At 58.6% G+C, this 21,807-nt stretch carries 19 protein-coding genes; 11 read left to right on the top strand and 8 right to left on the bottom strand.

The window, feature by feature from the left end:
- The first annotated feature begins 71 nt into the window (after nt 1-71).
- Genes B1C80_RS13090 through B1C80_RS13070 form a run of 5 tightly spaced genes read left to right on the top strand, consistent with a single transcriptional unit; the run spans nt 72 to nt 6,301 of the window.
- Nucleotides 72-1,919 (top strand): alpha-glucosidase, encoded by a 1,848-nt coding sequence (locus B1C80_RS13090; RefSeq protein ID WP_236648751.1) that lies wholly within the window; start codon nt 72-74, stop codon nt 1,917-1,919.
- Nucleotides 1,912-3,081 carry an LLM class flavin-dependent oxidoreductase gene (locus tag B1C80_RS13085; protein ID WP_077921746.1) on the top strand — a complete coding sequence of 390 codons (1,170 nt, stop codon included), beginning with the start codon at nt 1,912-1,914 and terminating at the stop codon, nt 3,079-3,081. The genes B1C80_RS13090 and B1C80_RS13085 overlap by 8 nt, the downstream gene beginning before the upstream one ends.
- Nucleotides 3,082-3,120: 39 nt before the next feature.
- Nucleotides 3,121-3,480: a four helix bundle protein gene (locus B1C80_RS13080; RefSeq protein WP_077921593.1), complete on the top strand. Its 360-nt coding sequence runs from the start codon at nt 3,121-3,123 to the stop codon at nt 3,478-3,480.
- 39 nt (nt 3,481-3,519) lie between these two features.
- Nucleotides 3,520-5,358, top strand: a complete 1,839-nt coding sequence (locus B1C80_RS13075) for an SLC5 family protein (protein WP_077921592.1) — start codon at nt 3,520-3,522, stop codon at nt 5,356-5,358.
- A gap of 31 nt (nt 5,359-5,389) precedes the next feature.
- Nucleotides 5,390-6,301, top strand: coding sequence for a PD40 domain-containing protein (locus tag B1C80_RS13070; protein ID WP_077921590.1), 912 nt, complete (start codon nt 5,390-5,392; stop codon nt 6,299-6,301).
- A 131-nt stretch (nt 6,302-6,432) separates the two neighbouring features.
- Here B1C80_RS13070 and B1C80_RS13065 read toward each other — a convergent pair whose 3' ends face one another.
- The 4 genes from B1C80_RS13065 to B1C80_RS13050 all read right to left on the bottom strand — a co-directional run bounded on the left by B1C80_RS13065 (nt 6,433) and on the right by B1C80_RS13050 (nt 8,374).
- Nucleotides 6,433-6,681: a hypothetical protein gene (locus tag B1C80_RS13065; protein ID WP_077921587.1), complete on the bottom strand. Its 249-nt coding sequence runs from the start codon at nt 6,679-6,681 to the stop codon at nt 6,433-6,435.
- Nucleotides 6,682-6,740: 59 nt separating this feature from the next.
- Nucleotides 6,741-7,193, bottom strand: a complete 453-nt coding sequence (locus B1C80_RS13060) for a hypothetical protein (RefSeq protein ID WP_077921586.1) — start codon at nt 7,191-7,193, stop codon at nt 6,741-6,743.
- Nucleotides 7,194-7,429: 236 nt separating this feature from the next.
- On the bottom strand, nt 7,430-7,678 hold the full coding sequence (locus B1C80_RS13055; protein WP_077921585.1) for a hypothetical protein: 249 nt from the start codon (nt 7,676-7,678) through the stop codon (nt 7,430-7,432).
- Between the two features lie 303 nt (nt 7,679-7,981).
- Nucleotides 7,982-8,374, bottom strand: coding sequence for a hypothetical protein (locus tag B1C80_RS13050; RefSeq protein ID WP_077921583.1), 393 nt, complete (start codon nt 8,372-8,374; stop codon nt 7,982-7,984).
- A gap of 135 nt (nt 8,375-8,509) precedes the next feature.
- Here B1C80_RS13050 and B1C80_RS13045 point away from each other — a divergent pair, with 135 nt between their 5' ends.
- The 6 genes from B1C80_RS13045 (at nt 8,510) to B1C80_RS13025 (ending at nt 16,143) form a co-directional block, all read left to right on the top strand.
- Nucleotides 8,510-9,592: a YafY family protein gene (locus B1C80_RS13045; protein WP_077921581.1), complete on the top strand. Its 1,083-nt coding sequence runs from the start codon at nt 8,510-8,512 to the stop codon at nt 9,590-9,592.
- Between the two features lie 300 nt (nt 9,593-9,892).
- Complete coding sequence (locus B1C80_RS13040) at nt 9,893-10,795, top strand: hypothetical protein (protein ID WP_077921579.1); 903 nt, start codon at nt 9,893-9,895, stop codon at nt 10,793-10,795.
- A gap of 63 nt (nt 10,796-10,858) precedes the next feature.
- Nucleotides 10,859-12,367 (top strand): phosphatase PAP2 family protein, encoded by a 1,509-nt coding sequence (locus tag B1C80_RS13035; RefSeq protein ID WP_077921577.1) that lies wholly within the window; start codon nt 10,859-10,861, stop codon nt 12,365-12,367.
- Between the two features lie 190 nt (nt 12,368-12,557).
- On the top strand, nt 12,558-14,648 hold the full coding sequence (locus B1C80_RS13030; protein WP_077921575.1) for an alpha-1,4-glucan--maltose-1-phosphate maltosyltransferase: 2,091 nt from the start codon (nt 12,558-12,560) through the stop codon (nt 14,646-14,648).
- A 184-nt stretch (nt 14,649-14,832) separates the two neighbouring features.
- Nucleotides 14,833-14,997 carry a hypothetical protein gene (locus B1C80_RS28415; protein ID WP_161492760.1) on the top strand — a complete coding sequence of 55 codons (165 nt, stop codon included), beginning with the start codon at nt 14,833-14,835 and terminating at the stop codon, nt 14,995-14,997.
- A gap of 9 nt (nt 14,998-15,006) precedes the next feature.
- Nucleotides 15,007-16,143, top strand: a complete 1,137-nt coding sequence (locus B1C80_RS13025; protein ID WP_077921573.1) for a DUF692 family multinuclear iron-containing protein — start codon at nt 15,007-15,009, stop codon at nt 16,141-16,143.
- 3 nt (nt 16,144-16,146) lie between these two features.
- Here B1C80_RS13025 and B1C80_RS13020 read toward each other — a convergent pair whose 3' ends face one another.
- From B1C80_RS13020 to B1C80_RS13005, 4 genes are all read right to left on the bottom strand, one after another.
- On the bottom strand, nt 16,147-16,755 hold the full coding sequence (locus B1C80_RS13020; protein ID WP_077921572.1) for a chemotaxis protein CheB: 609 nt from the start codon (nt 16,753-16,755) through the stop codon (nt 16,147-16,149).
- On the bottom strand, nt 16,737-17,546 hold the full coding sequence (locus B1C80_RS13015) for a protein-glutamate O-methyltransferase CheR (RefSeq protein WP_077921571.1): 810 nt from the start codon (nt 17,544-17,546) through the stop codon (nt 16,737-16,739). Before B1C80_RS13015 ends, B1C80_RS13020 begins: the two co-directional genes overlap by 19 nt.
- A gap of 9 nt (nt 17,547-17,555) precedes the next feature.
- Nucleotides 17,556-17,921, bottom strand: a complete 366-nt coding sequence (locus B1C80_RS13010) for a response regulator (protein WP_077921569.1) — start codon at nt 17,919-17,921, stop codon at nt 17,556-17,558.
- 265 nt (nt 17,922-18,186) lie between these two features.
- On the bottom strand, nt 18,187-21,804 hold the full coding sequence (locus B1C80_RS13005) for a response regulator (protein ID WP_077921567.1): 3,618 nt from the start codon (nt 21,802-21,804) through the stop codon (nt 18,187-18,189).
- Nucleotides 21,805-21,807: the final 3 nt, after the last annotated feature.

Below are 21,807 nucleotides of genomic sequence, written 5' to 3'. Positions count from 1 at the left end.
TTTTTTAGCATGGGGGCACGGAGACACAGCAGAAATTTACTAACTCTGTGCGCTCTGTGCCTTTGTGTTTTATGGAAACTATGGGTTATAAAGACAAGGTTATTTATCAGATCTACCCGCGCTCGTTTGCCGATGCCAACGGCGACGGCATCGGAGATCTGCGGGGTATTACGGGCAAACTCGATTACTTGGTCGACCTGGGCGTCGATATTCTCTGGATCAGTCCGGTTTTTCAGTCGCCCAACGCCGATAATGGGTACGACATCTCCGACTACGAAGCCATCATGCCCGAATTCGGAACGATGGCCGACTTTGACGAGCTGCTGGCCCAGGCGCATAATCGCGGTCTGAAAATCGTGCTCGATCTGGTCGTTAACCACAGCTCCGACGAGCATCGCTGGTTTCAGGAAAGCCGGAAAAGCAAGGACAACCCCTACCGCGATTATTACATCTGGCGGCCTGCTGGTATGATCAACAACTGGCAGTCGTTCTTCTCGGGATCGGTATGGACTTACGATGCCGCTACGGATGAATACTACCTTCACCTGTTCGCGGAAAAACAACCCGACCTGAACTGGGAAAACCCGGCCTTGCGCCAGGCGATTTACCGGATGATGCGCTTCTGGCTCGACAAGGGCGTAGACGGGTTCAGGATGGATGTGATCCCGTTTCTGTCAAAAGACCCGCTTTTTCCCGACTATCCGGCGGGGCGCTTCGGGGATCTGACCATTCATGCCAACGGGCCTCGTATCCATGAGTTTTTGCAGGAAATGCACCGGGAGGTGCTGGCTCACTATCCTGACGTCATTACCATCGGCGAGGGCTTCGGTGTATCGGCCGAACAGGCCAACCTCTACGTAGGCGAAGCCCGGCAGGAACTGAACATGATCTACCACTTCGATCATGCCGTACCTCGCGAGGAATACCGGTTTCTGGACCCCGCACCCGAGTTTACCCTGCCGCAGCTGAAAGCCGTTTTCGCCAAATGGAATGTAGCGCTGGCGAGCGGACCCGACGCCCCCGGCTGGCAGAATATTTATTTCGGCAATCACGACAACCCCCGCTGTCTGTCCCGTTTCGGCAACGTCGACCGCTATCATTACGAGTCGGCCACGATGCTGGCAACCGTCCTGCTGACCCAGCGCGGCACGCCCAGTATCTACCAGGGCGATGAGATCGGCATGACAAACCGCCCGTTCGACTCCATCGATGAGTATGACGATATCCAGGTGAAAAATGCCTGGCAGGCGCTGGTCGAACCGAGGGCAGGTGGATTAGTTGCGGGTGGACCGGATTCGGGTGAATGGGATTCGTCGGCATCAATGCCGACGCGAGTCATGGATCGACCAGATCAGGATTTGGCCGGAGGTAGTGGGACGTCTGCTGACCTGGTAGAAAAACCGGATGCATCCTCCTCATACGATCCATGCGTAGCTCCGGCATTGATGCCGGGGCAACATTCCGATCAGGCATCAAGAGCAGGTCGATTCCTGGCTACGGCCAACCGCATTGCCCGAGACCATGCCCGGACGCCGATGCAGTGGTCAGGCGCGGCCAACGCGGGCTTTACCGAGGGGGAGCAAACCTGGCTGAAGGTGAACCCTAATTACAGAACCATCAACGTAGCCGACCAGGAGGGGCAGGATCGGTCGGTGCTGACTTTCTACCGACAGCTGCTTCGGCTGCGGAAGCAAACCCCCGCGCTGCACACGGGTTCGTACCAGGACTGGCTGCCCGAGCACCCGACGGTGTGGGTATACGAACGCCGGCTGGGCGACGAGGTCAGGGTCGTATGGGCCAATTTTTCGGATCAGCCCGTAGCCATTGACCGGCCGGCGCCCGGACCGGTTATCTTATCAAATTATCCAGATACGGCCGATGTATTGCGGCCCTTTGAAGCCCGATTATACCATGCTTGATTCCATAACGGCTGTGCCCGTCCGAACAACCGACCGGGTAGCCGAAATTGCCTGGTTCTGTGACCTCTGCGGGGGCGATACCGAATTCTTGGGTCAGCTCGACCCAACCCGGCGCAGCAGCTTTGCCCATTGCCGCGACATCCTGCTCATGGCCGAGCGGCAGGGGTTCAAAAACATACTGTTGCCCACGTCTTACGTAGTGGGGCAGGACCCGCTGTCCTTCGCGTCGGCCCTCTCGCAGCTAACGACCGACATCAGCCTGCTGGTAGCGATTCGAACCGGCGAATACCATCCGCCAATGCTGGCCCGGATCATCAGCACGCTCGATCATCTGCTGGAGGGGCGTCTGACGATCAACATCATCAACTCCGACCTGCCCGGCTACCAGGAAGAGGGGCCCCTGCGCTACCAGCGGTGCAGCGAGACGATCGAGATACTGCGGCAGGGCTGGACCCAGGACCGCGTTGTGCACGATGGCCCCGTTTACGGGCCGCTTAACCTGTCTAGCCAACCCGTCAAACCCTACCAGCAAAACGGCGGTCCGCTGCTGTATTTTGGGGGTATTGCCGATGGCGCGCGCGAGGTATGTGCCCGGCAGTGCGACGTGTTTCTGATGTGGCCCGAGAAAGAAGAAAGCCTCTACGCGACCATGCAGGACGTATCGGCCCGGGCGGCCCGCCACGGACGTACCATCGATTTCGGCCTGCGTATCCACGTCGTGGTGCGCGAAACCGAAGCGGAAGCCCGCGCCTGGACCCGCCATCTGATGAGCCGGTTCGATGCCGATCAGGCCGAAGCGCTCAAGCAGCGCACCCAGGATGGAAAGTCGCTGGGGGTATTGCGGCAGGACGCCATGCGTCAGGAAGCCGACGACGAAGGCTTTGTCGAGCCGATTCTCTGGACCGGCATCGGCCGGGCCCGCTCGGGAGCCGGTGGGGCGCTGGTCGGCACACCCGATCAAATCATCCGGCAACTCAATCGCTACATGGACATGGGCATCCGGTCGTTTGTGTTTTCCGGCTACCCGCTGCTCGACGAGTGCGAACTGTTCGGCCGACTCGTACTGCCGCACCTCCCCAACGTTCGCCTGGCCGACGTACAGGGCCGTCGCCCCGCCACAACCCCCGAAACGCCGTTAACTTTTGGAACGTTAGCTTATTGAATGATGAATGATTTGTAAAAACCTAAACCGACTTGTACGATGAAAAAGGAAAATGTTGTTCGGGAGAAAAGCTTCCGATTTGCGGTTCGTGCTATCCGCCTTTACCAATACATATGTGATGGGCAGAAGGAATACGTATTGAGTAAACAGATGCTTCGATCAGGTACATCAGTAGGAGCTAATGTTCGCGAGGCAGATAATGCCGAGAGCAAGGCCGACTTTATACACAAAATGGGTGTAGCGCAGAAAGAAACTGACGAAACGCTCTACTGGCTTGAGTTAATGAAAGAAACGGGTTACCTGGCTGAAAAAGAGTTTACCAGCATGCATGCTGATGCAGATAAACTGTTGAAGATCATCCGCACTATTATTCTGAACACGAAGAGTAACCTAAAATGAGCCTGGCGTGATCATCGCTCATCGCTAATAACTAATCACTTGTTAAGTCAACTCGAAACCATCGACGTCGTTGTGCTGGTGCTGATGCTGGCCATCATGCCCACCGCCGGTATCATCATTGCCCTGCGTAAAAAAACGGCTGAAGATTATTTCCTGGCCGGGCGGTCCATTCGCTGGTGGGCGGTGGCGGGGTCGGTATTTGGTACCAATATCTCGTCGTTTCACCTGATCGGCATGCTGGGTATCGGCTACTCCATCGGGTTCGTACAGGCCCATTACGAGATTGTATTTCCGGCCATACTGCTGCTGTGTTTCGTATTCCTGAGTTCGTACCGGCGACTGGATGTCTTTACCCTCTCGCAGTATCTCGAAGTACGCTACAACGACAAAGCGCGACTGCTGTACACCATCCTGCTGATCCTGATCATTCTGGTCCAGCTGGTCGGCTCGTTCTATGTCGGAAGTATTACCCTGCAATGGCTCTTCGGCGGCACCAGTTTTGCCATGTCGTACCCGGCGGGCCTCCTCCTGATCGGCCTCATTACCTGCTCCTATACCATCTGGGGCGGTATGGAAAGTATCGTCGTGACCGACACCATCCAGACCGTTATGATGCTCGCGGCCGGCACTGCGGTGGCTTATTTCACCCTGAGCCAGCCCGAAATTGGCGGGTTCATGGGTTTGCTCGACCTGGATGCGGCCCAGCCCCGCGAGGTCCAGAAAATGCATCTCTACCTGCCCAGTAATCACCCTAACCTGCCCTGGACGGGTATTTTTACGGGCCTGCTGCTGCAGCACTGTTTCAACTTCAGCACCAACCAGTTTCTGGTGCAGCGCGTCCTGGCGGCTAACTCCGACCACGACGCCCGGCGGGGAGTTATTGCCAGCGGCTTTCTGAAACTGACCATTCCGTTCTTCAGCATTTCGGCGGGCGTGGCGGCCTTTTACCTGTTTCGGGCCCGCTTCGGTACGATCGACTTCAACTCAGACAATGCGTTTCTGAAACTGGTCGAAACCGTTATCCCGCCCGGTACCGGTCTGGTTGGCATGATTCTGGCCGGGCTGACGGCCGCCACGTTTTCGTCCGTCGACTCGATGATGAATGCCGCGACGACTCTGCTGACGGTCGATGTGTACCAGAAATACGTGAACCCAGGGGCCAGTGACAGGCAGATTGTGCGGTTCGGCCGGTTGATGATCGTGGTGATGGTCGTGGCCAGCATCGCGCTGGCGCTCTATACTTACACGCCCGACCGAACGAACAACTTCATGCTGAAGGTATCGGCGCAGCTGTCGTACTTCACACCGGGCATTATGGTTGCGTTTTTTGTCGGGGTGTTGTGGCGGGGTGCTTCCGCGCGGGCGGCTGTAATCGCTATGGCGATGGCTCCCTTTTACGGCCTGCTGGCCGAGTTTATCTACGATAACTTTCTGGGTACCAGCCCGGCCGTGGCAGCGGTATTTGGCCAGAAACTCAACTTCATGCATCGGGTCTTTCTGACCTTCGTACTGAGTCTGACTACGCTCGTTGCACTCAGCCGGACGCTGTTCCCCAACCAGAATCTGGCGGGTTTCGAGCGATTGCGCGTGAACCTGAACGCCGGACAGCTGGCGCGGGCGGTGGGGTTGTTTCTGCTTGTGCAGGCGGTGTTTGTCGGGTTGGTTTTCTGGGGCGGTTTCTCGCCGAAAAGCCTGGCGCCCTGGGCGGCTCTGGCTACGCTGGGGCTGTTCCTGCTGCCCAATCAGGCCGTAAATGAGCCGGCAGCGGCTGGCCCCGACGAGACCGGTACAAAGCCGTCGTTATCGCTCAGGGGGGATCTGCGCTGGGCGGGCGCTTTAACCGCCGGTAGTGTGGGCATATTGTATTATTTTGCGTGAGGTCTGTTACTCCCGGACTATCCCACCCTGTATGCCACGGCTCTATCGCGCTGCTTTTCGTCCTCTGTTTTTCGCGGCCTGGCTGGCTGTGCTTACGCTATCCGGCCATCTGATGGCCTGGGGGCAGGCCCCGCCCGATACGGAACTGTTTCTGGTCGACCTGACCCGGAGCGGGCAGGCGCTTCAGGTCGGTTCTCCCCGCAACATTACCCAGCGGAAGGGCTACGACAATCAGCCCTCGTTTACACCCGATGGTCGGGCGGTGCTGTATACATCGGCTCGCGAAGATGGGCAGACCGACATCTACCGCTACGATCTCCGGCAGCAAACAAACACCCCGCTCACCCGGACGCCCGAAAGCGAATACTCACCTACCGTTACCCCCGATCGGAACTATTTTTCCGTCATTCGGGTCGAGAAAGACCAGACGCAGCGGCTGTGGAAATTCCCGATCTCGGGCGCGGGCAACCCGGTGCTGGTACTCGGGAATGTAAAACCCGTCGGCTTTCACTGCTGGCTCACGCCCGACTCGCTGGCACTGTTCATCCTGGGTAAACCCAATTCGCGGCAACTGGCCCGCGTCAGCACCGGCGATACGGTCCGGCTGGCAGGAAACATCGGCCGGTCTTTGCACAACGTGCCGGGCAAAAAAGCGGTCAGCTTCGTACACAAGCGAACCACCACCGACTGGACCATCAGCCAGCTCGATCGGCAAACCCGTCAGATCAGCCCCATGGTGCCGACTCTGCCGGGTAGCGAAGACTTTGTCTGGACACCCGACGGTACCCTGTTGATGGGCCAGGGAGCCGCGCTGTATCAGTGTCGGCCGGGCAACGGCACCGGCTGGACAAAACTGGCCGACTTCAGCGCGGCCGGCATCACCCAGATTACCCGTCTGGCCATAGACCCTCGGGGCAAAACGCTGGTGTTTGTAGGTCAGTGAGAAGCGCGGGGCGAATCGGCTGGCTCGACGCTTCTGGTTGCAGCCTATTCGCTGAAACAGCCTATATACAGCGGAGCCGCTAACCCAGAGATGGGTCAGCGGCTCCGCTGTGTTTACTGATGTATGGGCGCTTACTGTGGCAAGGTGCTGAACGTCGGGAAATGGTAGACCCGGAAGAGCGGGTTCTGATCGACGTTCCAGTTTTCCTGCTGCGCTACCTCGTTCAGCCAGTCCGAAATGTCGGCCTGATAGGTGCTGTAACCCTGGTTACGCAGAAACTGCTGTACCATCAGGGTGGTTGTGCAGCCTTCGGCCAGGATCAGCGTGGTGGCGGCCATCCGTACGGCCTGCTGGTCTAGTTTTCGATGCGTTACGTTCATTAGTCAGGTTGTTTGGTTATGTGGTACATCGTAAGTACCCGATGTAATGGGGAGTTGGACTAGCCCAGCGCCTGCCGAAACAGGGTAACACGCTCACGCAGGATCGTGCTGCCGACCTGAGCGTTGAGGTTTCCTTTGAGCGTGAAAGCGCGCAGATCGGACCGCAGACCGGCGTACTTGATCAGGGCGTTGTACCAGACGTTGCGGTTCTGGTAGGGGGCCAGCAGCATCCGGGCCTGGCTCAGCATCCGATGCTGGCGGGGCGACCAGATGGGCCGCTGCCGGAAAGCAGCTCCCTGCCCGTTCAGCAGGTCGGGCAATGACTCCGGCGGAGCCAGCGGCAGCAGCTCGGCCATCAGAAATAAGCCCAGTTCGATGTTCAGCAACCGGTTGGCAACCATACCCGGCAGGGCATGACGGAAGCGAAGCCGGGTGGCTAGCGGCTCCTGCCAGCGAAGCTGACTGGCCAGAACCGGGCGGGCAACAGGAGCGGTGGTCAAAAGAGCGTTCATTAGTATCGTTGTTCGTTGTTCATATCAAATTTCACACTAGAAGAACGTAATCTTTTTACGTTGTACATTTTTTGTGAAATTTATTTTCGGTGAACCCGCCCCGGCCACACCTGCCATGCGGCCTGGGCGCACAGGGGCCACAAACCGAAGCCCCCACAGCGGCTCCGTACGGGTCGACAGGAGCGGCTGTGGGGGTGGGTAAGCGAGCTGATGGAAGCCAGCGAGCGCCGGTCGATCTACTGCGGCAGCAGCGGTAGCCTCGGAAAATAATAGACCCGAAACAGGCCATTGTCGTGAACGGACCAGCCCTGCTGGCCGGCTATCACAAACAGCCACTGCGAAACTTCAGCCTGATAGGCCCGGTACCCACGGTTGCGCAGAAACTGCTTCACGCAAAGGGTCGTCGTATAGCCCTCGGCCAGAATGAGCGTCGTAGCGGCCAGCCGTACAGCCGCGGGGGTCAATTGCCGGAGTGTGGCGTTCATGCGTGGGTTTTGATGCGGACCCTGTACCGGATCGTACACGGGGCCGGGTGATAAACTGTGTATTCGTTCTTCTGTATATAACTCATGACAACATGGGGGCATCGTGCTCCCGTATTTCGTCGCCAGCAGGATTGGTTACGGCCGTCACCATAATGAGTTTCACCAGCATCGGGGCGAGACGGTTGGTGCTGTTTCCGGTACGGAGCCAGGTGGGCCGACGGGCGCAGTGATCAGCGCATGATGGCACGATAAAACCAGCCCAGCGCCTGCTGGAGCCGTTGAGTCATGAATGATGACTCAGGGTCAGGCCAGCATTTTCCGAAGTACGCCGATGCGGTTGCGCGAGAAGCCAACGGTCTTTTCTGTGAAGCGGCTCAGGTCACGGCTGATGTCGTAGGCGAGCCGGTGGGTGGGGGCGGTCGCGTAGGCGTCGAGCAGGTCCTGCCAGTGGCTGGGGTTGGCAAAATGAGCCAGCAGCAGCCGGGCCCGGTTGAGGTATTTATGCTGCTGCGGGGTGAGGCTGGCGCGGGTGCTGGTGTCGGCCGAGAGCAGGGCGGGGAGCGCCGTTGGCGGGGCTGACGGACGTAACTGACCGAGCAGGTAGAGGCCTAGTTCGAGGTCAACGAGTTGCCGGGTCGAGAGCGACGGGCGGTGGTAAGCGGGGGCGTTTGAGCGAGGACGTTGCGTATGGTTCATGATCGTCGTATGTGATTGTCCGACTCAAAGTTGCTGTACCGTAAACGTAAACTATTTACGTTCTCTCTTTTTTCTGAAAAAATGTTTTGGTTGCTTTGTCGCTATATCAGCGCTCCTGCTGCCAACGACTCCGATATGCCTATAACCCGTTCTGCCTTTCAACGCTACCGACTCATCGACGAGGTAATCAGCCGGTACCCCCGCCGGTATTCCAAACAGCAACTTTTCGAACTCTGTCAGGATAAGTGCGGCATCCGGTCCATCTCGTCGCTGGAAAAAGACATCCAACGGATGCGCGAAGACCACGACGCACCCATCGAATACGACAAGCGGGCCAACGGCTATTACTACAGCAACCCGCAGTTCCGGCTCCTGAACCTGATGCTGAGCCCCGACGATATGGAAGCGCTCGACTACGCCCGCGAGGTGCTGGCCGCTACCCAGGGCGCTACCGTGGCCGATGAACTGACCAACGCCCTCCAGAAAGTCCGGCAAAGTCTGGATATTATCCGCGAGGTGAAGAGCGACGGCAGTGCCCCGGCACCGTCGCGCCGGATCGTATACGTCGAAGAAAAGATTCTTGGCGGCAACCGCCAGTACGTACCCATGCTGATTCGGGCCGTGAACCAGAACCGGCAGGTGGCGTTCCGGTATCTCAAACACGAAGAGGCTGTATCGGCCCAGCGCGGCACTCCAGCGCGGCTCCGGCGGGGGGCGCGCATGACCGAACCCGAGCGGCCCAAACTTCGTATTCTGCACCCTATTCTGCTGCGCGAAGTGGCTGACAGCTGGTATGTTATCGGCTACGACGCGGCCAGCGGCAGCGAGCGGACGTTTGCCCTCGACCGCATGAGCGATCTCGAACTCCTCGACGATCCCTGCGATGTGCCGCCCGCCGTGCTGGCCAGTGTCAGCGACCTGTTCGAACACATCTACGGCATCACCGACAGTCACGGCCCGGTCGAGAATATCGTGCTGTCGTTTAGTCCGCTGTTTGGTCGGTACGTAAAAGCCAAGCCTATCCACCAGACTCAGGAGGTGATCAGCGATACCGACGAGGCCTGCGTCGTGCGGCTCCGGCTGGCCCCCAACCGCGATCTGCTGATGCACCTGCGCTCGTACGGCGAACACCTGACCGTACTGCAACCCGCCAGCCTGGTCGAGGAGATGAAGGCATCGCTGGTGGCGATGCTGGCCCGTTATAGCTCCCCAACCTGACGGTTCGCTGCTGACGCACATGAGACGCGATGGGTTGGATCACCTATCCTGACGGTTTATTGCTGACGCACAGGAGACGCGATGGGTTGGACCACCTATTCGGATGGTTTGTTGCTGACGCACAGGAGACGCGATGGCCGGGTCGCCGGGCGGTCGCGTCTCTACAGATAACCGGAAGCGCAAAACGTTAATTCGGTAGGCCGGATAGTCGAAAAATGGGCTGGCCGTTGACGCGGAATATCGATTTTTACAATGGGCGGGGGGACTGGCCGTTTATCTTTACGATACTAAACCGTAGCCATGCGTCGAATCGTACCCATTGCAATTTTTCTGCTCACTCTTTTTGTCGATCCGTTTGTCCGTGCCCAGGGGCTGGTAGATGGGTTCATGCGCGGGCAGCGCAAAGCCAGTCTGGCCCTGACTTATTCGCAGGAATCCTTCGATCGGTATTACGTAGGCACGCGCGAAATCCGCGATCCGAACCTCGGTACCGTCAGCACCCAGTCGCTGAACCTCTACGCCACCTATGGGCTGGGCTATGACCTCGACCTGATCGTCAATGCCCCCTACGTCCGCACCGAAGCCAGCGCGGGCTACTGGCCCAAACAGGAGGGATTTCAGGATCTTACGGCTGCGCTCCGCTGGGAAGCCTACGATTATAAGTTCGGAAAAACCCGGCTGTCGTGGCTCTTCGCGCTGGGGTATTCGCTTCCCTTGCAGAACTACGTCATCGACGCCCCCGTCACCATCGGCCACGGGTCCCGGAACCTCGACGGCCGCACCATGCTGCATTTCAAAGCCGGTGCGTTCTTCCTGACCGGCCAGTACGGCTACATCCGGCGGGGAGCGGTTTCCCTCGATCGGGTGGCCAATTACTACCAGCCTGACAACCTCAACCCCAACAGCGGTTCGAAAGTCAACGTGCCCGACGTGACAGACATCGTGGTTCGGTCGGGCTTCTCCACGAAGTATTTCTACGTTGACGGGTGGTGGCAGCAGCAGTCGCCCTACAGCAAAGGAACCGACATTGCGCCCGGTATTCCCTATCCAACCAACGCCGTTGGGTTTACGCGGGCCGGGGCTAGCCTCTACATGCCGCTGATTCGGAAGTTTGGGCTGACGGGCGCCTACAGCACCACCCTCGACGGCCGCAACGTCGGAAAATCGACGCGACTCAGCGGAGGTTTTATTATCGGATTATAACCAGACCAATCGGCCTTTCGGCTTTTCTATAACCTCACCCGGCCCACCGGGCGAACGCGACCGATGAAAACATACGCCTGTCTATTCGTTACCCTCTCGCTGCTCACGGGACTGTCGGCCTGTAAGGAGCCAACCATCGATGAGGGTATTCTGCCATTCGTAACCCCCACCTCGACCGACTCGACGGGCGGTACCTGGCGAACGGTACTCCTGACGTCAGCGGCTGAGATTGCCGTCCCGCAACCAGCCGCCATCACTTCCGACGCCTACCAGAGTGAGCTGACGGCGGTTAAGAATGGACTGCTCAGCGCCACACCCGAGCAGAATACGGCTGTCAACTACTGGGCTGCCGGGAGTGTGCAGCGCTGGAATCAGATTGCCCGACTGCTGGTTTCCAAGTACAATGTCGATGCGGCTTATGACGAAACTACGGGCCAGTATGCGCCCTACGATGCCACGAAACCGGTGGCCAGTGCGCCTTATGCCGCCCGGCTCTATGCCCTGCTCAGCGTAGCCCAGTACGATGCGCTGGTCGTATCGTGGCGGGCCAAGTTTCGCTACAACCGCCCGTCGCTGGAGCGGCAGGGAATCCTGGCGCGGGTGCCGATTCTCGACGTGCCGTCGTATCCGTCAGAAGATGCGGCCGTAGCCGAAGCCTCGTGTCAGGTGCTGGCGTATTTCTTTCCGGCCGAAACGGCCTGGCTGAAAGCCAAAGCGGCAGAACACAAACAGAGCCGGGTCTGGGCGGGCGCCTGCGTACCGAGCGATCTTAAAGCCGGTGAAGAACTGGCCGCTGCGGTAGCCGCCAAAGCCATCACCTACGCCCGCACCGACCGGTTCGATCGGGCTCGTGACCCCAACAATACCTGGGAAAGCCTGCGGAGCCGCGCGCCTTACGACCTGACCTGGAAAAGTCTGGACATACCGGCCCGGTCGCCCATGCTCCCGCTGGCCGGTACAACCCGAACCTGGTTCGACTCGACGGCCATAGTCCGGGCGCTGCCCGCTGCTCCTCCCGCCACCACGACCCCCGCTTTTCAGCAGGCGCTGGCCGACGTGCGCGACCTGGCCAACACCCGCACCCGCGACCAGTGGCGAATAGCCGAGTTCTGGTCCGATGGCAGCGGTACCTACACCACCCCCGGCCACTGGAACCGCATTGCCGAAGACCTCGTACGGCAGTATGGGCAGAACGAACTGCGCTCGGCGCGGACGTATGCGCTCATGAACCGGGCCATGCAGGATGGCGCTACCGTAGGCTGGCGAACCAGCTTCACCTATTTTGTACCCCGCCCGTCGCAGGTTGACCCAACCATTAAAACGGCCGTACGGATTCCGAACATGCCGGGCTATCCGTCTACCCATGCCCTGCTGGCCAATGCGGCTACTACGGTGCTGGTGTATCTTTTTCCGAACGAAGCCGAGGTGCTGAAAGCCCAGGCGGCCGAAGCTACCCTCTCGCAACTCTACGGGGGCGTTCAGTACCGGTTCGATGTTGATGCGGGGGCTCGCTCGGGGGTGGCTGTAGGGCAGTTGGCCGTTGGCTGGGCCAGTGCCGATGGAGCCCGATAAGTTTGAATAGTTGGCGATCGTTCGTGACAATTGCCGGGTGTTGTGCGTTACGAAGTAAGGCCGTTTTGTTCCCGTCCGTAAATTCGGACGCCGGGTTTTTAGCATAAAACGGCGGCTGCACTGTTTCTTTGCAGCACGGTTCTGGCCTGAAAAACCACTTTGTACGTCAACTAACTTACGTGTATCACGAATGAATAGTCCCAAAACAGCCCCTGCCCGTTCGCGCAGTAAAGCGTCGGCCGTGGCTCCAACTGTATCTGCCGATGCGACACTACCCGTAACTGTCGCATTGCCGCTCATCGACGGACAATCGCGAGTGGTGATCGAACGCGTCAGCCCTGAACTCGACGGGGGGCGCTTCCCCATCAAAGCCGTGCCGGGCGATGTGATCGCGGTAGAGGCCGATGTGTTTGCCGACGGACACGATTACCTGTCGGTCCGGCTGCTTTATAAACATACCGACGACGAAAGCTACCGCGAAACGGCCATGGCGCTGCTGGGCAACGACCGCTGGGGAGCGTCGTTTGTGGTTGAGAAGCAGGGCCGTTATACCTACACCATCGAAGGCTGGGTCGACCACCTGGCCTCCTGGCAGCACGAAATACACCTGAAAGTAGCCGACGGCCAGCGCATCACGAGCGAACTGCTGGCGGGCGCGCAGTACGTAGACGGGCTCATTCGGCGGGCCGGTGGCGACACGAAACCCGCCCGGAAAGGGGGCAAAGCCGCCGACGAATCAGCCGACCTGAAAGCGCTGCGCGAGATGGCCGCCCTGTTCCGCGACGAGAGCCGTTACGACGAAGCGGTGTCGGTAGCCGAAAGCGACCAGTTTACTTTCTTCGCCAAACGATATCCCGAGCGCCAGCACCCTACGCGCTACAGTCCCGAGCTGGGCGTTGAGGTAGACCGGGCCAGGGCCGGATTCAGCACCTGGTACTGCCTGTTTCCCCGCTCGGCCGCGCGGGAAGAAGGCAAGCATGGCACCTTCCGCGATGTAGAGGCTTTGCTGCCGCGCATTGCCGGCATGGGTTTCGACGTGTTGTACCTGCCGCCCATTCACCCGATCGGGATGGCGCACCGCAAAGGCAAAAACAACTCGGTAATTTGCCAGCCGGGCGAGCCGGGGGTACCGTACGGAATCGGATCGGAGCTGGGCGGGCACGACGCCATCCACCCCGAACTGGGTACGGTCGAGGATTTTAAACACCTGATTGCCATTGCTGCCAACTACGACATGGAGGTAGCCATGGACCTCGCCATTCAGTGTTCGCCCGATCACCCCTGGGCTAAGGAGCACCCCGAGTGGTTCAAAAAACGGCCCGACGGCAGTATCCAGTACGCCGAAAATCCGCCCAAGAAATACCAGGATATCTACCCCGTTTATTTCGAAACCGAAGACTGGCAGAACCTGTGGCTGGAACTGAAACGCATACTGCTCGTGTGGGGGTCTTGGGGCGTGCGCATCGTCCGCGTCGATAATCCACATACCAAGCCGTTTGCGTTCTGGGAGTGGCTCATTGCCGAAGTGAAGAAAGAGTACCCGGATATGCTGTTTTTGTCCGAGGCTTTCACCAAGCCCAAAGTGATGCAGGAGCTGGCCAAGCGCGGGTTTGCCCATTCGTATACCTACTACACCTGGCGGAATACAAAAGCCGAGATGCAGGAGTACCTGACGGAGCTGACCCAGGGTGAGATGCGGCATTATTTCCGGCCTAACTTCTGGCCAACCACGCACGACATCAACCCGTACAGCCTGCAGGGAGGCCACGAGCCGCAGTTCCTGATCCGGTACTTCATGGCGGCTACGCTGTCGAGCAACTACGGTATTTACGGCCCGTCGTTCGAGCTGATGGAACATGTGCCGTTCCCCAACAAGGAAGAATTCCTGAATTCCGAGAAGTACGAAATCCGGTACTGGGACTGGAACAAAACCAACAAGCTGACCTACCTCATCGGGCTAACCAACCGCATCCGGCGCGAGAATGCCGCCCTGCAGCAGACCAACAACCTGACCTTCTGCACCGTTAGCGACGATGCGATTATGGCGTATCTGAAAACGGCCGCCAGCAACCGCCTGCTGATCGTGGTCAATACGGATGCGTACCAGCGCCGGGCCGGCATGGTTCAGGTGCCGATCTGGCAGCTGGGCATCGGTGGCGACGAGTCGTATCAGGTCCACGATCTGCTGACGGGCGCCTACTACACCTGGAAGGGCGAATGGAACTACGTGGAGCTGGACCCTTACGTGCTGCCCATGCACATCTTCCGCATTGAACGGTAAACGGATTTTTTGTACAACGTCCAAAGCGCCGGCGACTTCGGGTTGTCGGCGCTTTTTTTGGCGCGTCTCCGTAAAAAAAACGGTTGCTTTTCCAACCGCGGAGCCGGCAAGCGGGTCTGGAGAACAGAACCGCTTGCCGATGGGCAGGTGGCCTGTTGTTTCACCCATTCCTGTTCCTGGACGTATGAAAATTTCCAAACCACTTCTGCAGGCTATGGCGCTGGCCGTGGCCGTAACGACCGTTGGCAGCAGCTGCAAAGACGGCCTTGTGAAACCCAAAAAAGAAGAAGCGAAGAAAGAGCAGCAACGGAAACTGCCCGACAATTGCCCGGCCTGCGGCATGGGATAAGCCCCAACTATGACCGACATTCGCTCATCGGTAGCCTGCAACCTCGACAGCCATATACTGCGGGCTGCGCTGCCGCTCTTTGCCGACGAAAAAGTAGGCGCCATCGAGTGGTCGTTCGATGCGCTGGTTAACCCGCGGTCCATGCCTGACTGGTTTGCCGAGCTGCTGCGCACCTACAGCGGAGCAGGCCGACTGCTGGGCCATGGCGTTTTCTATTCCCTGTTTTCGGGCCGGTGGACGGGGGCGCAGCAGCAATGGCTGGATCAGCTGAAATCGCTTAGCCGGACCTACCGGTTTGACCATGTTACCGAACATTTCGGGTTCATGACCGGGGCCGACTTCCACAAGGGGGCACCCATGAGTATTTCGTTTACCGAGTCGACACTGGCCATCGGCCGCGACCGGCTGCTGCGCTTGCAGGATGCCTGCCACTGCCCGGTTGGCCTCGAAAATCTGGCGTTCGCCTATACGGTCGATGAGGTTGACCGGCACGGTGCTTTTCTGAACCAGCTGATCGAGCCCGTCAACGGGTTCATCATCCTCGACTTACACAACCTCTACTGCCAGAGCCGGAATTTTGGCGTTGATCCGGACGGGTTGCTGTCGCTGTACCCGCTCTATCGGGTGCGCGAAATTCACCTCTCGGGCGGGAGCTGGGCGCCGTCGGCGGTTGAGCCGGGTCGAACCATCCGGCGCGATACGCACGACGATGCGGTGCCGGCCGACGTTTTCCGGCTGCTGAAACAAGCCATCGACCTGTGCCCGAACCTCCAGTATGTCGTGCTGGAGCAGCTGGGCGCGGGCCTGCAAACCGACGGGCAGCAGAGCCAGTTTCAGCAGGATTTTCTGTGGATGGACCATATCGTACAGGCTGCCAACCAGATCCGTAACCCCCTGATCAATCACTCGTTCCTGCCGCGCCGGTTCCACGTGCCCGACCCCAGCCCACTGGAAGACCCGCTGCTGTATGCGCAGCAACTCGAACTGTCAGACATTCTGGAAACGTCGGTGAGTTACGCCCAGGCGCAGCAACGGCTGGCCGGGTCGGGGCTGGCCCGGTCAGACTGGGCGGTAGAAACGTGGCAGCCTGCCATGCTCGAAACGGCCCTGGCCATTGCGCAGACGTGGAAAAACGGCTTCGACTGACTCTCAGCGACTACGAGTCGTGTTAAGGTCGTTGATGAACCGGATCAGGCCCGGAATGTCGAGCACGTTATCCGCCACTCCGCCCGATATAGCCTGTTGCGGCATGAACCCAACCTGAGCCGTGTCGGGCTCCTGAACAACCGTAAAACCGCCCGTGCTTTTGATGGCCTTCAGCCCGGCGGTCCCGTCGGCGTTGGCCCCCGACAGCAGCACCCCTACCAGCTGCGACCCGCATACATCGGCTGCCGACTCGAAGGTAACGTCGATGGACGGGCGGCTGTAGTTGATTTTCTCGGAATCGTCGAGCGAGAAGGTGCCGTCGCGTTCGAGCAGCAGGTGATAGTCGGCCGGGGCCAGGTAGATCGTGCCGGGCCGGATAACGTCTTTGTCGTCTACTTCTTTGACCGGAACGGACGTTTTGAGGGAGAACAGATGGGCCAGCGTGGAGTCGGCCGTATTCCGGCGATGCACCACAATGATGAGCGCAAACGACAGGGGGGGCTGTAAAGCAGGCAGCAACCGCAGCAGCACATCGATGCTACCGGTAGAGCCGCCAATAACGACAACACTACAGTCGACAGAATGACCCGCGTTTAGCCTATTTTTCGCCATATTTTTTCGCCTTCGAGTTGTTTGTAGCGGGACTGGATGCTGGAAAACTTCAGGGTTTCCTTGCTGCCCAGGCCCAGGTAGCTGAGCGGGGCCAGACTCTCATCAAACAGCGTAAGCACCCGCTCCTGTAATGTCTTTGTAAAATAGATCAGCACATTCCGGCACAGGATCAGGTCAAACTCATTGAACGACCGGTCAGATACCAGGTTATGCGTCGAAAAAACCATTTTCTCGGCCAGCTCTTCGTTGAACTTCACCCGTCCGTAATGCGCCGTGTAGTAGGTCGAAAAATCGGTCGTGCCGCCCGACAGGATGTAGTTTTCGGAGTACTGCTTCATGGCGCTCATCGAGAAAATACCTTTGCGGGCCGATTCCAGTACTTCCGGGTTGAGGTCGGTGGCGTACAGAATCGACTTATGCAGCAGCCGGACCTCTTTCAACAGAATAGCCATCGAGAACACCTCTTCGCCCGTTGAGCAGCCCGCGTGCCAGATCCGGATAAAAGGCTTGGCCGTCAGGGTTGGCAGTACCTCGGTGCGCAGGGTCCGGTAATAGGTGGGGTCGCGGAACATCTCGGTTACGTTTACGGTCAGTTCCTCCACGAACCGTTTCAGGTAATCGGGGTCGGAGCGGACCCGGTAGCGCAGTTCGGCAAAGCTCGGAAACTTGTCCAGCGTCCACAGGCGGTTGATGCGTCGTTTCAGCGACGCCCGGGCGTATTGCGTAAAATCATAACCGTATACTTCATACAGGTCTTTCAACAACAAATCGATTTCTTCCTCCTCAATCATAGTCATTCATCAGATAGTCGACAGCAGTTGTAGTAACCGGTCTACATCAATGGGCTTGGCAATGTAGTCGGTAGCGCCCGCGCGCAGGCATTTTTCCCGATCGCCGACCATAGCCTGCGCCGTCACCGAAAAAATAGGGGTGTGGCGTCGGCTGTCGAGGTTTTTGATGCGTGGAATGGCTTCGTAACCGTCCATGTCGGGCATCATCATATCGATCAGGATGGCATCGATCGGGGTGTCGGTTTTCAGGATATCCAGGGCGTCGTGGGCGTTCAGGCACGACACACACTCGAACGATCTGGCCTTCAGCGTAGCGGTCAGGGCGAATATATTTCGGGCGTCATCGTCAATAATCAGGATTCGTTTTTTCGGCATGTAACAGGATGTTTGAGGGAAAAGCTAGTTGAGTTTATGTGTGTAGCGGGGGTTTACTGCCAGGCGGTACATCTCTTCGTCACCGTGGTGCGTGTCCTCACGGACCACATTTGCGTCAGCAACACCATCCGGATAAGTGGTCCGTGAGGACACGCACCACGGTGACAGGATCGGGGCGCCGACCGCACGCACCAGGGTGTGTAGAGACGCGACCGCTCCGGCGCCCCGGCCCTCGCGTCTCCTCCGCGTCAGCAAATCGACCCATCTAGGCCCGGTCGTAAAGCCAGACGCGCAGCAGGGAGACGAGCTGGTCGATGTCAACGGGTTTGGTGATGTAGTCCGATGCGCCCGCCTGAATGCATTTTTCCCGGTCGCCGGTCATGGCTTTAGCCGTTACGGCAATGACGGGCAGGTTACGCCACTGATACTGCTCCCGAATCTGGCGGGCGGTTTCGTAACCATCCATCTGGGGCATCATCATGTCGAGCAGCACCACGTCGACGTCGGGGTTTTCGGCCAGCTTCTGCAGGGCTTCTTTGCCATCCAGCGCGGCAATGACGGTCATGTTGTACTGCTCCAGGGCTTTCGACAGCGAAAATATATTCCGAACATCATCGTCGGCGACCAGCACCGTTTTGTTGGTCAGCACCTGACTTAGGCCCCCGAGCTTTTTGCCCGCGCCGTTGGAGCCGCTGGCGGCTTTGTTCTCTTCGACCAGGTGCAGGAACAGCGACACCTCGTCGAGCATGCGCTGGTACGAGTGGGCCGTCTTGACAATGATCGAGTCGGCATATTGCTTGATTCGGAGCTCCTCGGCCATGGACAGGCTTTTGCCGGTGAAAATGATGATGGGCAGGTTCTCGAAACCAGGGTTCTTTTTGGCTTCTTCCAGCGTCTCGTAGGCTTTATGGTCGGGAATGCCCATGTCCAGAATGACGCAGTCGACTTCCCGTCGCTTCAGCGCATCGATCCCTTCCGTCACGTTGCTCTTCAGTTCCGAGCTGATATCGAAGGTCTCCAGAAAATAGGCCAGAGCTTTGGCATGTTTGGGGTTATCTTCGATGATCAGTACCTTTTTTGGGTCGCGGTTGAGGACGTATTCGATCTTTTTGAACACGTCCTGCATCTGTTCAAACGCCATCGGCTTATCGACAAAATCGATGGCCCCTTTCATCAGGCTCTCGTTTTTGAGCTTGTGCGACGACATGATATGTACCGGAATGGGGCGGGTCTGCGGGTTGGCTTTCAGCGCGTCCATCACCTCCCAGCCGCTCATAACGGGCAGTTGAATATCGAGCAGAATACCCACTGGTTTGTACGTGATGGCCAGCTGGAGGCCCTCGTCGCCCCGCACCGACACAATCCCCTTGTAGCCTTTCTTGCGGGTGTAGTCGAGCAGCGATTTGGCGAAGCTGGTATCATCTTCAACGATCAGCAGGGTTTTGTCCTGCTCCGTAATGGTGTGCCGATCGTCGGGGATGGCTTCCGGAATAACGGTGCTGATGTACCGGCCAGGCTCCGCGGCCGGGCGTCGGGCCGGGGTCGCTACCGGGCTGGGCATTGGCTCGGGCTGGGCCGGTGATGGGCTGGCCAAACCGACCGGCTGGTTCGGCGAAATGGGCAGGTGGATGGTAAAGGTACTGCCCTCGTCGACCTGGCTCCGGAGGGTGATCTCGCCACCCAGCAGCTTGGCCAGCTCGCGGCTGATCGACAGACCCAGTCCGGTGCCGCCGTACTTGCGCTTGGTCGACCCGTCGGCCTGCTGGAAGGCTTCGAAGATCAGCGGCTGCTTCTCGGCAGGTATGCCAATGCCCGTATCGGTTACCACGAAACAGAGCGCGTTGGACCGCGACGTTTCCCGCTCGATAGACAGCGACACGCTGCCCGTAGCCGTAAACTTGAGGGCGTTGGACAGCAGGTTTTTCAGGATCTGCCCGAGTCGGGTCCGGTCGGTTTCTATCAGGGCGGGTACGTCGGGCGCCGTCGTAATGGTGAAGTCGAGCCCTTTTTCGCGGGCCAGCATACCGAACAGGGCCTGCAGCTCGTCGGTGATGTCGGTCAGGGCTACCTCCTGGTATTCGAGTTTCATCTGCCCGGCTTCGATCTTCGACAGGTCGAGGATTTCGTCGATCAGCCCCAGCAGCCCGTTGCCCGACGACTGGATGACCCGTGCGTACTCGACCTGATCGTCGTTCAGGTTGGCTTCGGTATTTTCGGCCAGCAGGCGGCTCAGCAGCAGAATCGAGTTGAGGGGCGTCCGCAACTCGTGCGACATATTGGCCAGGAATTCGGATTTGTAGCGCGTAGCCAGCTCCAGCTCGTCGGCTTTTTTCTGGATGTCGTTGTTCTTTTCTTCCAGCAGCAGGCCCCGCTCTTCGAGTTCGGTATTGGTCTGCTGGAGCTCTTCCTGCTGGACCCGCAGCTCCTCTTCCGACGCCTGCAGCTTCTGGGCCTGCATTTCCAGCTCGGCGTTCAGGTTCTCCATCTCGCTATGCTGCGCCTGTAGTTCCTCGGCCTGGGCCTGGGTTTCTTCGAGGAAATTCTGGAGTTTGACGTAATCCAGTGCGGCATTGACGCCCATGGCCATTGCTTCGCGGTTGGCTTCTACAAATTCGAGTGTCAGCGGGTCGGGTTTGTCCAGCAGGCCCAGTTCCAGCACGCCCAGGCAGGTATCGCCGTATACGAGCGGAGTCAGCACCAGCGTGTTGGGTACCGCTTCGCCCAGCGACGAGCTGATCCGGCTGTAGTCGGCGGGTACGTTGTCGATAACCATCGTTTTCTTGCGCTCGATAACATGGCCAATCAGCCCTTCGCCGGATTTGACGGTGACAGGCACGTTTTTGGCGGCAAAACTGCCGGCCAGCGAGAAGGTGAGGTTGTTATCGAGGAGGTAGATCGTACCCAGCGGAGCCCGGAGGTAGTCGGCCATGGTATCGATCAGGCGGGTAGCCAGCCGGTTGATGTCGCGTTCACCCCGAATGGCGTCGCTGATGCGGACGGCTCCGCTCTGCAGCCAGTTTCTGGCGTTGAGGTCGGTAAAGGTCTGTTCGAGGGCGCCGGCCATCTGGTTCAGCGCCCGCGCAATACGGCCCAGCTCATCGTCTTTGGTATCCTGACTTCTGACGGCGTAGTTACCAGCCGCAATGCTCTCGGTAATGTCTTCCATGACGGCAATTCGCCCGGCCGTTTCAATGTATTTCTCTTCGGCCTCCTGCTGCCGGGTAATCCGGTCGTCCATATCTTTTTTGATACGGACGTAGGTGAAGGCGGTAATCAGCATGGAGATAATGGCCGATATAACCAGCAGGAAGGGCGTATAGGTAATGTAGACCTGCTGTTGCTGGGTGCGGTTGCGCAGCAGGGCGTTTTCTTCGGCTTTCATCCGCTCCACAACGACCCGTAGTTCATCCATCACCTGCTTGCCGCGTACCATCTCCCGATGGCGGGCTACGGTATCCCGGCTGAACTCTCTGTTGCGAACGACCATGTTGATAATCCGCTGCATCTGCGCAAACTTGGCCTCGTACAGCCCTTTCGCCTGCGTCAGGTTTTTCTGTTGCGCGGGATTGTCGCTGGTGAGGTCGCGGAGTCGTTCGTGGCTGGCCAGTACTTTCTGCCGGCTGCCCTCGTAGGGTTGCAGGAACAGGGGGTCGAGCGTCAGCAGATAGCCACGCTGCCCCGTTTCGGCGTCTTTCATGAACGAGATAATATTCTCCGATTCAATCAGGACCTGGTTGGTGCGGTTGACCAGCTGCGAGTTGCTGATCAGTTTCTGGATGCTGTAGAACGAAGCGGTCAGGCTAATCAGCAGCAGCAGCGTTGATAAGGAAAAAACGAGCTGTAGCTGCCGGATTACCGAGTTCGACGTTGAGGTTGGTGGCATGTG

Source organism: Spirosoma sp. 209 (genome assembly GCF_002006735.1).
In the GTDB taxonomy this organism is placed as follows: Bacteria; Bacteroidota; Bacteroidia; order Cytophagales; family Spirosomataceae; genus Spirosoma; species Spirosoma sordidisoli.
This window is presented reverse-complemented; position numbering and strand designations above follow the sequence as displayed.

Bases quoted from the DNA above. Each gene is read 5' to 3' on its own strand.
- B1C80_RS13090 (WP_236648751.1), top strand. From the start codon at position 72: ATGGAAACTATGGGTTATAAAGACAAGGTTATTTATCAGATCTACCCG.
- B1C80_RS13085 (WP_077921746.1), top strand. From the start codon at position 1,912: ATGCTTGATTCCATAACGGCTGTGCCCGTCCGAACAACCGACCGGGTA.
- B1C80_RS13080 (WP_077921593.1), top strand. From the start codon at position 3,121: ATGAAAAAGGAAAATGTTGTTCGGGAGAAAAGCTTCCGATTTGCGGTT.
- B1C80_RS13070 (WP_077921590.1), top strand. From the start codon at position 5,390: ATGCCACGGCTCTATCGCGCTGCTTTTCGTCCTCTGTTTTTCGCGGCC.
- B1C80_RS13065 (WP_077921587.1), bottom strand. From the start codon at position 6,681: ATGAACGTAACGCATCGAAAACTAGACCAGCAGGCCGTACGGATGGCC.
- B1C80_RS13060 (WP_077921586.1), bottom strand. From the start codon at position 7,193: ATGAACGCTCTTTTGACCACCGCTCCTGTTGCCCGCCCGGTTCTGGCC.
- B1C80_RS13055 (WP_077921585.1), bottom strand. From the start codon at position 7,678: ATGAACGCCACACTCCGGCAATTGACCCCCGCGGCTGTACGGCTGGCC.
- B1C80_RS13050 (WP_077921583.1), bottom strand. From the start codon at position 8,374: ATGAACCATACGCAACGTCCTCGCTCAAACGCCCCCGCTTACCACCGC.
- B1C80_RS13045 (WP_077921581.1), top strand. From the start codon at position 8,510: ATGCCTATAACCCGTTCTGCCTTTCAACGCTACCGACTCATCGACGAG.
- B1C80_RS13040 (WP_077921579.1), top strand. From the start codon at position 9,893: ATGCGTCGAATCGTACCCATTGCAATTTTTCTGCTCACTCTTTTTGTC.
- B1C80_RS13035 (WP_077921577.1), top strand. From the start codon at position 10,859: ATGAAAACATACGCCTGTCTATTCGTTACCCTCTCGCTGCTCACGGGA.
- B1C80_RS13030 (WP_077921575.1), top strand. From the start codon at position 12,558: ATGAATAGTCCCAAAACAGCCCCTGCCCGTTCGCGCAGTAAAGCGTCG.
- B1C80_RS28415 (WP_161492760.1), top strand. From the start codon at position 14,833: ATGAAAATTTCCAAACCACTTCTGCAGGCTATGGCGCTGGCCGTGGCC.
- B1C80_RS13025 (WP_077921573.1), top strand. From the start codon at position 15,007: ATGACCGACATTCGCTCATCGGTAGCCTGCAACCTCGACAGCCATATA.
- B1C80_RS13020 (WP_077921572.1), bottom strand. From the start codon at position 16,755: ATGGCGAAAAATAGGCTAAACGCGGGTCATTCTGTCGACTGTAGTGTT.
- B1C80_RS13015 (WP_077921571.1), bottom strand. From the start codon at position 17,546: ATGATTGAGGAGGAAGAAATCGATTTGTTGTTGAAAGACCTGTATGAA.
- B1C80_RS13010 (WP_077921569.1), bottom strand. From the start codon at position 17,921: ATGCCGAAAAAACGAATCCTGATTATTGACGATGACGCCCGAAATATA.
- B1C80_RS13005 (WP_077921567.1), bottom strand. From the start codon at position 21,804: ATGCCACCAACCTCAACGTCGAACTCGGTAATCCGGCAGCTACAGCTC.